The 14,593-nt window shown below is 46.4% G+C and carries 11 protein-coding genes; 9 read left to right on the plus strand and 2 right to left on the minus strand.

Translation table 11 applies throughout. The features are described from left to right. The first annotated feature begins 522 nt into the window (after positions 1-522). From OC23_RS09680 to OC23_RS09705, 6 genes are all read left to right on the plus strand, one after another. Entirely contained in the window at positions 523-1,410 is an 888-nt protein-coding gene (locus tag OC23_RS09680) for a VacJ family lipoprotein (RefSeq protein ID WP_038344438.1), read from the plus strand. A gap of 131 nt (positions 1,411-1,541) precedes the next feature. Next, a complete protein-coding gene (gigA, locus tag OC23_RS09685; RefSeq protein WP_038344440.1) occupies positions 1,542-2,510 on the plus strand; it encodes an RsbU family protein phosphatase GigA in 969 nt (322 codons plus the stop codon). A 102-nt stretch (positions 2,511-2,612) separates the two neighbouring features. Continuing rightward, complete coding sequence (gene gigB / locus OC23_RS09690; protein WP_038344442.1) at positions 2,613-3,134, plus strand: anti-anti-sigma factor GigB; 522 nt, start codon at positions 2,613-2,615, stop codon at positions 3,132-3,134. Between the two features lie 29 nt (positions 3,135-3,163). Further along, entirely contained in the window at positions 3,164-3,988 is an 825-nt protein-coding gene (locus tag OC23_RS09695; protein WP_038344443.1) for a carbon-nitrogen hydrolase family protein, read from the plus strand. A gap of 201 nt (positions 3,989-4,189) precedes the next feature. Continuing rightward, the gene (locus tag OC23_RS09700; RefSeq protein WP_038344444.1) at positions 4,190-4,552 is read left to right on the plus strand and encodes a DUF4951 domain-containing protein; all 363 of its coding nucleotides are present in this window, start codon (positions 4,190-4,192) and stop codon (positions 4,550-4,552) included. 325 nt (positions 4,553-4,877) lie between these two features. Continuing rightward, on the plus strand, positions 4,878-5,312 hold the full coding sequence (locus OC23_RS09705) for an organic hydroperoxide resistance protein (protein ID WP_038344446.1): 435 nt from the start codon (positions 4,878-4,880) through the stop codon (positions 5,310-5,312). 65 nt (positions 5,313-5,377) lie between these two features. Here OC23_RS09705 and gspE read toward each other — a convergent pair whose 3' ends face one another. Then, positions 5,378-6,868, minus strand: coding sequence for a type II secretion system ATPase GspE (gspE, locus tag OC23_RS09710; protein ID WP_038344447.1), 1,491 nt, complete (start codon positions 6,866-6,868; stop codon positions 5,378-5,380). A 93-nt stretch (positions 6,869-6,961) separates the two neighbouring features. On the opposite strand from gspE, the gene OC23_RS09715 reads away from it, so the two are divergent. Next, entirely contained in the window at positions 6,962-7,783 is an 822-nt protein-coding gene (locus OC23_RS09715) for a hypothetical protein (RefSeq protein ID WP_038344448.1), read from the plus strand. Between the two features lie 9 nt (positions 7,784-7,792). Then, entirely contained in the window at positions 7,793-8,710 is a 918-nt protein-coding gene (locus OC23_RS09720) for a mechanosensitive ion channel family protein (protein ID WP_038344449.1), read from the plus strand. Here the strand turns inward: OC23_RS09720 and OC23_RS09725 are convergent, their stop codons facing one another. Then, on the minus strand, positions 8,711-11,578 hold the full coding sequence (locus OC23_RS09725; RefSeq protein WP_038344451.1) for a DUF2339 domain-containing protein: 2,868 nt from the start codon (positions 11,576-11,578) through the stop codon (positions 8,711-8,713). 188 nt (positions 11,579-11,766) lie between these two features. On the opposite strand from OC23_RS09725, the gene polA reads away from it, so the two are divergent. Continuing rightward, on the plus strand, positions 11,767-14,532 hold the full coding sequence (gene polA, locus OC23_RS09730; RefSeq protein ID WP_038344452.1) for a DNA polymerase I: 2,766 nt from the start codon (positions 11,767-11,769) through the stop codon (positions 14,530-14,532). Positions 14,533-14,593 lie beyond the last annotated feature (61 nt).

Genomic DNA, 14,593 nt, shown 5'->3' on the forward strand with positions numbered 1-14,593 from the left:
TCAATTACTGACTTATATTCGCTCAAATAAACTTCGAGAAATTTAAACCAATTAATCAATGAAATATATTCGATCGATCAACCGGTAAAAATCCACACAAGTTGTTCTTCTATTCTCTTAATGATCTTCTCGATGATTCGTCACCATCAAGCTAGGTCGGCTATATTACTCTCAATTTCTTAAAAGTCAACAGGTAATCTAGATATTTATTCAAACTTATCAACCACTCAAAAATCTAACCATTTTAGCCAAATCCTTGTTTCTCAACAAGTTTTTATCTGCATCACCGCCGATGGATGTGCATTCTACAGCATTTCAGATCGGTTGCAACACCCTTTTCCAGTTTTTTTATTCAACTGAACATTTTTAGATCAAAATCACATTTTTTGTTATATTTATCGAACGAATTTGTTTTAATACCATGAGAACAATTAAACTATATTCATGATATCGATGTTTTGCGTTAAGTGACGCAATCATTTTAATGACTGTATTTCGCTCTTACAGCGATTAAGGACTTATATGCGTTACTCCAATTTCATCTTGCTTGGGTTGCTCACTGCCGGTGCCTGTTCATCTGTAGTTGCTCAAGAGACTCCAAATGAAGTTACAGCTCCAACCGCGCCAACAGCCTCACCGGTTGCAGCTGAACAAAAAGTTTCAACCATACAGGCAATCAAGGATTTAAAGCATCTCACCAAGAATGATTTGAAAGTAAATGCAAATGCAGCACAGCCTGATACGGTTAAAGATCCATTGCAGCCATTGAACCGACAGATTTATGCATTTAATGACATGCTGGACCGCAACCTGTTAAAACCCGTAGCTGTACAATATGTCGCTAAAATTCCTGAGCCCGTGCGTAGTCCATATCGCCAGTTCCGTAAAAATCTGGGTGAACCCTGGAATGCAGTTAACCAGCTGATTCAAGGCCGTCCTACCCGTGCTGCCAAGACTTTAGGACGTTTTACCTTAAATACGTTAACAACCTTAGGCTTTGCAGATCCGGCACGCCGCTTAGGCCTTCCGACCGAGGAGGAAAGCTTTGGGGTAACCTTAGGGTATTATGGTGTCCCATCTGGTCCTTATGTGATGTTACCTTTCTTTGGACCAAGTACATTCCGTGACGGTTTTGGCCTGGCAGCAGATAGCTTTGGACGCCCGCAGAAATATCTACTGGATGATCAGGAAGGTATTTATTGGTCAACCAACCTGTTGCAAGCCGTTGATGCACGTTCGCAAATTCTGGATATTGAAGAAAGTCTAAAAGGCGATAAATATTCAATGATCCGTGACTTTTATTTACAGCGCAAAGCCTTCCAGATTGCTGAGAAACGCGGCGATTCTGATGATGTTTCTTTTGTTGGTGATGAAGATGATGTTGACGACTCATCTTCTGATGAAAAGTGACCGCATTAAAATAATGTTTTACAAACTTATGTATTGTCAGAGAATTTAAACTCTGGCAATACTATGTTATAGGTCATCTTTCATCTATGATGAATTAAAAAATGATCATACAAAGGATTGGCTATTCATCTATGTATTTCATTCAACCCAAACGTTCCATACCCTGTCTAGATCAAGCTTTAACTGAATTACCCAGTTTGCAGATCATTCAAGTTGATGATCTGGAGTTATATGATCAAACCATCATTGCCATTGCCGATGTACAAGATTTTTTAAAATATCAATGGAAACTGCCTACCGTAGTGCTTGCCTTTGAACATGAAGGAGCAGCCCTCGCCCAGGCTTGGGAACAGGGTGCCTTGGCAGGCTGGATCTGGGATAGTTTACCAAAGAATCCGATTCATTCCTTATTCAAGATTGATGCGCAATATAAACGTAATCAGGATAGCCGTGACCTGCCTTCTGCAGCTGAATTACAAAAACGTTTGTTGCCCAATCCGATCGAACTTCCAAACTATCAGTTTGAGTCTTTTTTCCAGCCCTCTGCCTATTTGTCGGGTGACTGGTATGATTATTGGCGCCTGAATGATGAAGAAGTTTTATTTTATCTGGCCGACGTTTCAGGGCATGGTGTTACCAGCAGTCTATTAACCTCCTGGATGGCTGCTTTTCACGGCCGCTCTAAAACACCCGGACAGCTGATTCAAAAGCTGAATGCCATGCTGGTTCAGGAAAATATTGAAAAACACATTACCATGGTCGCGGGTATTTTAAATCTTGCCACCCATGAAGTACGCTGGTCGAGTGCAGGACATTACCCGCCTCCTATTATTTTTGAACCCAATCAGCCTCCACAGATTTTAACCACAAGCAGCTTTCCCTTAGGCCTTACTGAAGAGCTTGAAGTTGAAGAACACCGTTGTGTATTAAGTCGCCACGCACGCTTTATTGTTTGCTCGGATGGAGCGCTCGAACCCTTTGATGGTGGCCTGAACGATCAGTTTAACCAACTGGTGGAACATCTGCAGAATGACTCGTTTAAAGCGCCGGATCATGTAGCAGATGACATTGCAATCCTGAGCCTATGTCGAATGAATTAATTTAAATATCATAAACTTAATTAAACAAAAGCATCCGACCACTTGTGTCTGGAATATCACTATGGGATAATTTTATATCCTTTCTCTGAAAATGGCATTTATATGTCAACAGGTCATGTTGAATATGCAAGTTTGAACGGAACGCATATTTTCAAGCTTATTGGCGAAGTGCGTGCTCACTCTTGTATAAGTCTAGACAAACTGCTCAACCGAATTGAACAACAGCAAAATGTTGTTGGTGCAATCGTTGACTTAACCGAAACCACATTTATTGACAGTACCGTTTTAGGTATTCTGGCAAAACTGGGTTTAAAGCTTAAGCAAGTTCATCAGATCCAAGCAGTCATGCTGTCAACAAATCCGGATATTACCACCTTGGCCAACAGTATGGGGCTAGGTCAGGTTTTTGTGATTTTAAATTACTGCGGTGATCCGAGCGTATGTACTCTGGAGCTTGCCGATGAACATGTCACCCACAGTGCCATGCTCAATACGGTGCTTGATGCGCATAAAACCCTGATGCGTTTAAATGAAAATAACCAGAACATGTTTGAACCTCTGGTTAAACAATTGCAAAAAGAACAAGAGTGCCTCAACCTCGATGCACATAAACAAAACGCTTGATCTCTCAATCTGATATCGCGGCGCCTATTATGACTTTACTCTCTGTTGCACAAATGAACTCCCAAGATGATATCGAAGCAAACTTCGTTGTCATTGAATCATTGATCCAGCAGAGTAAAGCCCAGGCAGCTGAACTGATCGTTTTTCCTGAAAACTTTGTCTGTTTTGCTGCGGGTAAACAGCGTGAAACCGCAGCCCAGTTCGAAAGCCTTCAAAAACGACTGGAACAACTGGCGCACCGGTATCAAATCTGGATCATTGCGGGTACGCTCCCATGCCCTTACCGTCCGGATGGCTCGATTATTCAGGATGGCCGGGTACGTACCGTCAGTTTATGTATTAGTCCCGAAGGTACCGAAGCACGTTATGACAAGATTCACCTGTTTGACGTACAGGTCAGTGATGCTGTGGGCGGTTATCAGGAATCCAGATTTTTTGAGCCTGGCGATCAGGTCATCGTTGCCAAAACGCCTTTCGGCCAGATTGGCATGATGGTCTGCTATGACTTGCGCTTTCCGGAACTGGCTTTAACTTTACGTCAGCAAGGTGCCCATATTTTGACTGCTCCGGCGGCCTTTACCCATACAACCGGTCAACTTCACTGGCAACTGTTATTACAGGCACGCGCCATGGATAGCCAGTGTTATGTGCTTGGTGCTGCACAGCAAGGCTGGCATGGAGAAAAACGCCAGACCTGGGGTCATGCCGGAATTACCGATAGTCGTGGCCAACTTCTTCAAATGGTTGAAACTGAAGGTCATGGCCTGATTAGCAGCACATTCGATCTTGAACAACAACAGGCTGTGCGCGCATCCATGCCACTGATGCAACATCGCAAGTTAGTCCGCTATTAAAACAACACAACGGCTTAGTGTCATAATTGGATAAAATATCGGCAGGCAAGTTTTTTCTGAACCTACTGGTCAATTTTTATCAATGCCGCTTTTCTAGATTCATGATTTAATACATTTTATTTTCCATCATGCTCCAAAGCTGAATGCTTTTGGGCCATGTATGATGTACTATCATCCATTCATTTTTATTAAGCTTTATTCATGTTTAGATTGATCGCTGCTATATGTGTTTTGGGAGCAACTGTATCACTTCATGCTACAACAGTTAATACAGAAACTGAGGTGACAGCAGCTTCAGCTACGGTCTTGGCCACCCCGCAAAATTTATCCCTGAATGCATTTGGTCAATGGATTATTGGCTGGGGTACCGGTGCAGAAGGTGCCAGACAACGTCTGGATAATATTCAACGTGAAGATGTTGCCGTGATTAAGCAAAAAGGCACCACACTGGAAATGATTAAAGCCTGGCAGCAGCATTTTGAACTGGAAGCCCAAAATAATCTTGGCAACCCGACAGCGCGTTATCGGGCCCGCCTTATGAAAAAAATTGCCGATCTCTGGTAAAACCCATCACAATTATTTTGCAATATTGGCATAAGTCTCGGGACTTATGCTTTTTTGGCTCTCTATAAAGCCAGCTCACAGACCATAATTTCTAGAATAGCTAATCTTTATTAGTTAACTAATGAGTGCTTATTTTTTAAAGATGAAGTGGTAAACACTTAAAATATCCTTACCTATCAAATATAAAAGCGGCTGCAAAAAAGCCAGCTCTCCCCTACACATTCCGCTACGAAAGATGGCAGGATCAACAACGTTTGCTGACTTGTATTTTAATCTGGTTGCAGTACGATCAAATGACAGTCAATAATATTCAGGGATAATTATCATGTCATTAGAACAAGTGGTTTATCGTGCTAAAGCCAAGGCAACAGGCGGCCGAGATGGTCGTGCAACCTCTTCAGACGGTGTGTTAGATGTAAAACTCGGCGTCCCGAAAGAAATGGGAGGCGCTGGCGGTGCAGTCACCAATCCTGAACAATTGTTTGCTGCAGGTTATTCTGCATGTTTTCTGGGGGCCATGAAATTTGTGGCGAACCGCGACAAATTCAATATCACAAAGGATGCCTATGTAGAAGGCGAAGTCGGTATTGGCCCGATTCCAAACGGGTTTGGTATTGAAGTGACTTTAAATGTCTACCTGATCGGTATGGATCAGGCAGAGGCAGAACAACTGGTTGCGGCAGCACATATCGTTTGTCCTTATTCAAATGCAACCCGCAACAATATTGATGTGAATTTTAATATTGTGACTGCTGCATAATTTGCACGTCCATAAAAAAACAGCATGGAATTGACCTGCTGTTTTTTTTGATGAAACGCTTGGATTTATTCTTCCGCAGCTTCGTTGGTGACACGAAGTACTTCTTCCAGGGTGGTTTTACCCGCCAAGACTTTCAATAAACCATCATCACGGATGGAAGCCGCATGACGGCGTGCATGATTTTCCAGTTCAAATTCGGCAGCATTGCCATGAATTAAACGACGCATCGATTCATCCACCGGCACGATTTCATAAATAGCCGTTCGACCGCTAAAGCCGACATGGGAACATTTTTCACAGCCATGTGGCTCTGGAAGCTGCACGGCTTCATCTGCTTGAAGATGCTGAAAAACCTGACGCTCGAAAGCGTCTGCCGGCCGCCATGTCACACAGTGCGGACATAGGGTGCGCACCAGACGCTGGGCAATCACCCCGATTAAGGAACTTGCCAACAGAAAAGGCTCGATTCCCATATCTTTTAACCGTGTTACTGCCCCGATTGCAGTATTGGTATGCAGGGTAGAGAGTACCAAGTGACCAGTCAAAGATGCTTGTACGGCAATTTCTGCCGTTTCCAGATCACGGATCTCCCCGACCATGACCACATCAGGATCCTGACGCAACATCGCCTTCAAGGCACGCGCGAAGGTCATGTCCACTTTGGTATTGACCTGCGTCTGCCCAATTCCTTCCAGCTGATATTCAATCGGGTCTTCAGCAGTCAGGATATTGCGGGTATTGTCATTCAGGTCAGATAAGGCCGCATATAACGTTGTGGTTTTACCCGAACCAGTCGGCCCGGTGACCAGAATAATGCCGTGTGGACGGTGTACCAGTTGGGTTAGACGTTCATAGTCATTTTTCATCAAACCCAAATGGGTCATGTTCAGACGACCGGCCTGCTTGTCCAGCAAACGCATCACCACTCGTTCACCATGTGATGATGGCAAGGTTGAAACACGCACATCCACTTCACGCCCGGCAAGGCGTAACGAGATACGGCCATCTTGCGGAATACGTTTTTCAGCAATGTCCAGTTTTGCCATGACCTTGATACGGGATACCAAAAGTGGTGCCAGTTCACGGCGTGGCTGTACAATCTCGCGCAACTGTCCATCAACACGCAAACGTACCGAGAGCTTTTTCTCAAAGGCTTCGATATGGATATCCGAGGCGCTCACCCGAATTGCTTCTGATAACAGTGCATTAATCAGGCGGACAATCGGGGCATCATCTTCCTGATCCATCAGGTCCTCAGCTTCAGGTACCTGATCGGCCAGACTCAGCAAATCCGGATGGTCTTCCAGTCCTGCTGCAACCTGCTGCGACTCCCCGGTATCGCCGGCATAACTCGAACTGAGTAAGGCATGAAACTCCTGATCACTGCATAACTGATCATGCGCAGATTTCCCCAAAATCCGACGTGCTTCCTGCAACGCAATACGCGCAGTGTCCTTGCGTCGTACTATAAAAATTTGATCACCTTCATAACGCAGTAAAACGCCATGTCGTTTCGCAAAACTATAAGGAATTTGTATTTGTTTAAGTATTTGCATCACACAAATAATGATAAGAGAAAGTATTGAGTGTACTCTAAGCAGATTACAGCGTGAAGTCTGATTAGCATACTCACAAAGGAATTTTGCATCTTGTCTCAAAATAATCAATTTGAAGCACCACCCTCCAACACCTTAAAGTGGTGGGGCGAACAACAATTCGAGCTTCAGCAGACCAAAGCCTGGCAATTCGGTTCATTGCTCTTTCGGCTTACCCGTGGCATCAAGGAGTGGCGTCTGGAATATCATCGCCCCCAGTCTCAGCACGATTACGAGCAACAGTGGAGAGTCTTGAATGATACCGAGTTTGCCATGCCGCCTCCGGCAAAAATTGAACGCTACATGTTTCATAAGACCCAGAGTAGCTTCCACTTAATGCCACGTCTGGCTGACCGTTCGGTTGTCATCCGGCCGGTTGACCCGATTTATATTCCGGCAGGCCAGCGCGGAATGCTCTACATCAGTACCCCGCTATGGATTGCAGGTATGGTCGATGGGCTATCTGAACCTTTATTTGATATTCCGGTGATTCAACCCAAGGACACCTGGTTTGGTAAAGATCCCCAGAATGGCGAAATCTGTTATGCCACCTCCGTTGATGGCCGTATCGACCTGAACCTGCTCAAGCCTCGTGCTTTTCGCGCAGTTACCCCCATCGAGTTTCACAATACCAGCCATCATCAATTGCGCTTTGACCGTATGAATGTACCTGTGCCGGCCCTGCCTTTATTTTATAGTGAAAGTACCGGACGACTCTGGACCTCGCAAATCAAGGTCTATTATGAAGGGACTGACCATCCGGCACGTATCCGGATCGAAAACAAAACCCCTGCCCAGGCCGGTGAAGTCGTCTATGTACATCCCCCACGTGCCCCTGGCAGCACGTTATTTAATATGTTTGATTCATTTTTTTAAGGGGGTGCCATGCCGAATACCAATATTCCAAAAGATGTTGCTGGCAGCCTGACCAACGTCTTTACCAATATCAATTTTGAACGGCTTAGCGAAATCATTGTCGCAATTATTTTATGCTTTATTGGCTTCCTGACGGCACGGCTGGTTTCCAATGCTTTTATTCGCACCATCGGCAGCCGTTTCAACGCACACCAGCGTTTATTATGGCGTCGCGGTATTTTTTACTTCATCTTCCTGCTGTTTATCATGACCAGCTTAAGGGAAGCCGGGTTCAAGCTAAGCGTTTTCCTCGGTGCAGCAGGGATATTAACGGTTGCACTGGGTTTTGCATCGCAGACCTCGGCCACCAACCTGATTAGCGGTCTGTTCCTGATCGGCGAAGGCTCCTTTGAAGTGGGCGATACCATTCAAATCACCCTGATTCGGGGTCAAACCATTGAAGGAGAAGTGATTTCGATTGATCTACTCTCGGTTAAGCTGCTGACGCTGGACAATGTCTATATTCGCCTGCCAAATGAACAGCTAATCCGGACGCCGGTCATGAACCTGTCCAAGTATCCGATCCGGCGTATTCCGATTACACTGGCAATCAACTTCCACGAAGATATTCTTAAAGTGCGGCAAGTGCTTCTGGACGTCGCAGCCAAACATCCTCTGGTGATGGATGATCCCAAAGCAACCGTCACGGTCACGGCATTTCGGGAATCTTCGATTGAACTCCTGTTTGCAATCTGGTGCCGTCAGGAAAACTCCCTGAAAGTGCGAGATGAAATGCAGGAACGCATTCGTAATGGCTTCCTAGATAACCAGATCGAGATTCCGGTACCGAAAATGGGCCTGATTGATCGGCCTCTCCCTTTAGAAAATGATGAAATCGATCAATATGCCAACCAGAAGGAATTAAGAAAAGAAGAAAAAGAGCGATAATTATCGCTCTTTTCTGGCCGGGTCGCGGGCTGGAGGAAGGGGTGCCAGATAGGCAATCACCAGCATCACCGCACCCGAGCCAATAAACGAAATTACCCGGGTTAAGGTGCCACTTTGTGACAGGTCCAGTAACAGCAATTTCACGACCACAATTGCCAACAGGGCTGCACCGACAAACCAGATTTGCCGGATATGACGACGGCTGGAAAAGGTCATCAAAATAAACGCCAGAATCACCCACAGCAGTGTCAAACTCAGTTGCACATCACCATTTGACCAGATGGCCAGTCCCCAGAATGGCGTGCCCAGATAATGATGCATGGCACGCACCAGTACACTGCTCAAGACCAGCAAGCCAATCAGAATGGTCGTGACTTTAAAGCCCCATTCTATCGACCGTTCAGCACTAAAATCATGATGATAAATCATCCAGATCAGACCAAAGAACATCAATACAGACAGAATATCGGTCAGGTTAAATAGCGGTAGTACATAATATTGCTGCGCAGAATAAGGATCCAGACTGATCAATACCAACCAGACCAGCGTTAAGCACCAAATCGGAACCTGATGCAGCAATTGGGTATTCTTCGATATAAATTGCCAAAGACTATAAATCGCAGGGACAATCGCAAGTGCAACAAGCGGCATGATTGGAAAAATAGCCAATCCAGTACTGGCAAGACTAAGCCAGAGCAAAGCCGACCACAGCATGAGCGATGCTTTAGATGTGTGAGAACTCAAGCACATCAGGATCAAGGTCATGGCAATCGACGCTACAGCAAAGCTGACCTGGTTTAAGCTACTCGACCAATGCCAAACCGAATACACATTTTGAGCAAAACTTTCCGCGTAGAGCAATGCTAATAAGCAAGTCAACAAGATGAGTTGTACACTGCCCCACTGCAATCGAGATTTAAGCTGTACGGCCAGACTAAACAAACCTAGCAAGATAGCTGCGACCGCGAGATACGGACTCAGCCCATGCTGTTGCCATTGCATCCACTCAGTACCCGCAATTGCACCGGCATAGAGGCCAAGTGCCAGAAATATTCCGCTGAGCATCCGCGCACTGAAATACTTTTCCACTTCCTGATAATGCAACAGGTAAAAGGCTGAAATAAATTGCGCCAATGCAAAAATTGCAGTACTTAAAATCGGGAAGTGATCATTTGACCAGACCTGAAACAGTAATGCCACTGAACTGAGCAAGACCAGTGCTACCCCGGTATAACGGCTTAAACGATAGCGCTCGGTGACACCCCAGACAATCAGTGCGGTTCCCTGAATTACCCAGCCAGTCGATGTCCAGTGTGCACCTTTGGCCAATGGAAAAATCAATGCAACAAATACCACTGCAAGGATAAAAAAGCTCTTGGCTAAAATTGAAAGTTGCGGGTACTGACGTTTAATCCAGAAATTTAAGCCTGTGTAAGTCGCTGCAAGGGCAACTGCTCCCCACGTCAATGCTGGCGTCGAGTTATGCATGAGATAGGCATGTAGCGAAAACCCCAGTACAGGGACACTAAAGATCAGGCCCACATCCAGAATCGGCTGTAAACGCTCAGATGACTGATCTGTTTGTTGCTGGTTTTGAGCGCGTAGCATTAACTGGCTATACCGGATACTGAGCCAGATGAATAAAGCAATATGCAACCACAGGATCACATCCAGAACATCGAACTGCGTAGACTTAGCATACACCCCGATGCTTGAACCACCAATAAACATGGTGGCAAAAAAGGCAATCTGGTGCAGGATTTTCCAGGGTTGAATAAAATTCAACGCAGCCACTGCCAGGTTAATAACAAAATAATAGCCAAACAGGAAAATGACATCAGGATGGTTTTGCGGAATCACCAGTGGCGCCAGATAAGCCATGGTCAAGGCCAACAGGGCCAAATACAGGGCCTGCTGCCTCAGGCTCAGGTAAACTGTCGCCACCAATAAAAACACAAATAAAATACTGGCCGTACTTAAACTGGCAATCACGGCAAAATGATGAGAGAACACCAGCGTCAAAAAGACCACTGCCAGCCCTACGCCTTGCAGTGCTACAGCAAAGAGCTGATTTTTGTTTTGCAGCCAGTACCCTGCCACGGTCGTCGCGATACCGGCACTGGCAATAAAGCCCAGTTTCACCCCCAGACTGAGTTGCCAATGTTCACTGGCAAACCGCAATAATAAAACCACCCCGACCATGAGTACCGTGACGGCAACACGCAGAATCGGATTGCCGTGTATCATCCAGTCCAGAGCAGGCTGCCACCAACTCGGTGTTTCTGGCGCAGTTGTTTGGGCAACTGTAGTGGTGCTCTGTGTAGATGAGGTCTGAACCGCTTCAGTCGCTTGATGCATCCATGCCGGATGCTGCGCCGGATCGATAGAAGTTGAAGCAGCAGTTGCTGAGGGAATGTTTTCAGGCTGCTGATCTGGCGGTGTTGGCCGGGATTGAGCGGCATGCTCTGTCTGAACCTGATACTGTTGGGTCGTCGCCTGTTCCAGATATAACAAACGGGTCTGAAATGCACTGATGGTCTGGATCAGACATAACATCAGGATCAGTAATGCCCCACCTGCCAGCCACATCCAGCTATTGGCATAGGCAAACAGGGCCACCAATGCCGCGGTATAAATCACAACTTTCTGGACACCGATCCCGGTAGCCTGCGCCAAGCTGTTCAAACTTGCCCTTTCAAGCCGGAGCAAACGCTGATGGATTTCAGACAGAATGTGCACAATAACAACGGTCAGTCCGAGCGCTGCCGCGAGCGCTGTTGCCAGCCATTTAAAGATAACGGCGCCCGCCAGCAACACCGTCAAAACAACCAGAACAAAGACCATTCCCTGTTTGTCTTTTTTATACATAGACTTATATCAATAATGATAGCTTCATTGCTGCTATCTTACCTGATCACTGCCTGAGCAGGTGTTTTCACATACAAAATACTGCAAATCATAAACGACACATCCAGCCGTGCCGATACATGTTCAGATAAGACAGGCAGCGCTTTTTCACGTAAAATACCGACTAATTTATAATTAGGATTTGCGCAATGCCACCTTTTGTCTTGGTTGACGGGTCTTATTTCTTATTTCGTGCTTTTCACGCCTTACCTCCATTAACGACGTCGACAGGCTTACATACCAATGCAATACGTGGTGCAATTTCTGCCATACAGAAATTGATGCGTCGTACCCAGCCGACCCACATGGCGGTAATTTTTGATACACCGGAACCGACTTTCCGGCATAAGTTATCACCGATCTATAAAGGTGACCGGCCAAGCATGCCGGAGGAACTGTCGCAGCAGATTCCATATCTGCATGCCCTGATCAAGGCACAAGGTATTCCTTTATATAGCCTGCCAGGTGCTGAAGCTGATGATATTATTGGCACCTTAACCAAACGTGCCCTTTCGGAAGGCCATCACGTCCTGATTTCAACAGGGGACAAAGACATGGCCCAACTGGTCAATGAACACGTCAAGCTGGAAGACAGCTTTAAGGAGCGTGTACTTGATGAAGCAGGTGTTTTTGAAAAGTTTGGGGTTCATCCGCACCAGATCATTGATTACCTGACCCTGATGGGCGATGCCTCCGACGGTATTATGGGCGTACCGGGTGTTGGAGCCAAAACCGCGGCAAAACTGTTGAATGAATATGGTTCATTAAACAATATCATTGCCAATGTCGATCAGCTCAAGGGTAAAATCAGCCAGAACATTAAAGACAATCTCGACAACATCAAGGTCGACCATCAATTGGCGAGTATTGTCTGTGATCTGGATCTGGCGCTGGACTGGCATGATCTCAAGCTCTGCAATCCGAATGTCGACCAATTACGCGAACTATATACCGAACTGGAATTCCGTAATCAGTTACAGTCTCTGGATCATCCCAACAATCCAAATAGTCCGGCCTATCAACAAGCTGCCCAGAGCATCGTCAAAGCCGAGCAGCAGACAGAACAAGTCGTGATCGAAGATCATGCCAGCCTGTCCAGCCAGGATGACCAACTGGGCACAGCTACCTACCATACCGTGCTCAGCCCGCAAGACTGGGATGCATTATTACAGCGCATGCAGCAGGCAGACCACTTTGCCATTGATACCGAAACCACCAACCTGGACTACCGCTTTGCCGAACTGGTCGGTTTCTCGATCGCCTTTGATGCCAATGACGCTTACTATGTGCCTGTCGCGCATGATTACGAAGGTGCACCTGAACAGCTAAACCGCGAACAGGTACTGGCCCAGATCAAACCGGTTCTAGAAAACGACAAAGTCAGAAAGATCGGTCACCATCTGAAATATGACGCCCATATTTTTGCCAATCACGGTATTACCATTCAAGGCTGGTATTTTGACACCATGCTGGCGTCTTATGTATTGAATGCTGCGGCAACGCGTCATGGCATGGACGATGTCGCCCGTCTATACCTCAGCCATTTGACCACAACTTTTGAACAGATTGCCGGTAAAGGCGCCAAGCAAAAAACCTTTAACCAGATCGAACTTGAAGTGGCAGCCCATTATGCAGCCGAAGATGCCCATGTCACCTACCGGCTTTATGAAGTGCTATCTGCAAAATTACACAGTCATCCGGAACTGGTGAATATCCTGCATAACATCGAAATGCCGGTTGCACGCGTACTTACCGGCATGGAAGAAGACGGGATCAAGCTGGATCACCAATTCCTTGATCAACTGAGTGTCGAGTTTTCTGAAACCATCCAGAATCTTGAACTGCAAGCTGCCGAACTGGCTGGCGAGGCCTTTAATGTCGCCTCACCCAAGCAGGTCGGCGAAGTCCTGTTTGAAAAGCTTGGCCTCAAAGGCGGCAAAAAAACGGCAACTGGACAGTACAGTACCAGTGAAAGTATTCTGGAAAAAATTGAGCATCCTCTAGCAGAGGTGATCCTGGAACACCGCGGCCTGGCCAAACTGAAAAATACCTATACCGATCGCCTGATTGTACAATCAAACGATGCAACTCACCGGGTACACACCAGTTATCATCAGGCCCTCACGGCGACAGGCCGCTTGTCTTCTACTGATCCAAACCTGCAAAATATTCCAATCCGTACCCCGATTGGCCGTCAGATCCGTAAAGCATTTATTGCTCCTGAAGGCCGGGTGTTACTGGCAGCCGATTACTCGCAAATCGAACTCCGTTTGATGGCACATTTCTCTCAAGATGATGCGCTGGTACACGCCTTCCAGCAAGGTCAGGACGTGCATCGCCGTACCGCATCGGAAGTTCTCGGCATTGCCATTGAAGAGGTCACCAATGACCAGCGTCGCCAAGCCAAGGCGGTTAACTTCGGCCTGCTTTACGGCATGTCCGAATTCGGCTTGACCCGTCAGCTTGGTTTTAGCCGTGAAGAATCCCGCAGTTATATCGCCCGTTATTTCCAGCGCTACCCTGGTGTACTGGAGTACATGGAGCGCACGCGCCAGATTGCACGCGAACAAGGTTTTGTGGAAACCATTTTAGGCCGCCGTCTGTATACTCCGGACATCATGGCAACCAATAAAATGATTAAACAGGCAGCCGAACGTGCAGCAATTAATGCGCCCCTACAAGGCAGTGCGGCCGATATTATTAAACTTGCCATGATCGCAGTCGATAAGATGCTGCCAAAAGATCAGGCCAAGCTGCTCTTACAGGTGCACGATGAACTTGTATTTGAAGCAGATGTGGCGATTGCCGATGAACTTTCCAAACAGATTGCCGAAGTGATGCAGTCCGTCTTGCAAATTTCCGTACCGTTTGTGGTTGAAGTGGGACAGGGCCAAAACTGGGATGCAGCCCATTAATCCTGCACAATAACGTCATCAATAATAAGTTTCTTGCAGACAGGAGGATATATTCCTCCTG

The sequence above is a fragment of the Acinetobacter sp. A47 genome (assembly GCF_000805455.1).
Taxonomy (GTDB): Bacteria; Pseudomonadota; Gammaproteobacteria; order Pseudomonadales; family Moraxellaceae; genus Acinetobacter.

Coding starts and splice junctions, on each gene's coding strand:
- OC23_RS09700 (WP_038344444.1), top strand. CDS start 4,190: ATGTTTAGATTGATCGCTGCTATATGTGTTTTGGGAGCAACTGTATCA.
- polA (WP_038344452.1), top strand. CDS start 11,767: ATGCCACCTTTTGTCTTGGTTGACGGGTCTTATTTCTTATTTCGTGCT.
- gigA (WP_038344440.1), top strand. CDS start 1,542: ATGTATTTCATTCAACCCAAACGTTCCATACCCTGTCTAGATCAAGCT.
- OC23_RS09695 (WP_038344443.1), top strand. CDS start 3,164: ATGACTTTACTCTCTGTTGCACAAATGAACTCCCAAGATGATATCGAA.
- OC23_RS09680 (WP_038344438.1), top strand. CDS start 523: ATGCGTTACTCCAATTTCATCTTGCTTGGGTTGCTCACTGCCGGTGCC.
- gigB (WP_038344442.1), top strand. CDS start 2,613: ATGTCAACAGGTCATGTTGAATATGCAAGTTTGAACGGAACGCATATT.
- OC23_RS09705 (WP_038344446.1), top strand. CDS start 4,878: ATGTCATTAGAACAAGTGGTTTATCGTGCTAAAGCCAAGGCAACAGGC.
- OC23_RS09720 (WP_038344449.1), top strand. CDS start 7,793: ATGCCGAATACCAATATTCCAAAAGATGTTGCTGGCAGCCTGACCAAC.
- gspE (WP_038344447.1), bottom strand. CDS start 6,868: ATGCAAATACTTAAACAAATACAAATTCCTTATAGTTTTGCGAAACGA.
- OC23_RS09725 (WP_038344451.1), bottom strand. CDS start 11,578: ATGTATAAAAAAGACAAACAGGGAATGGTCTTTGTTCTGGTTGTTTTG.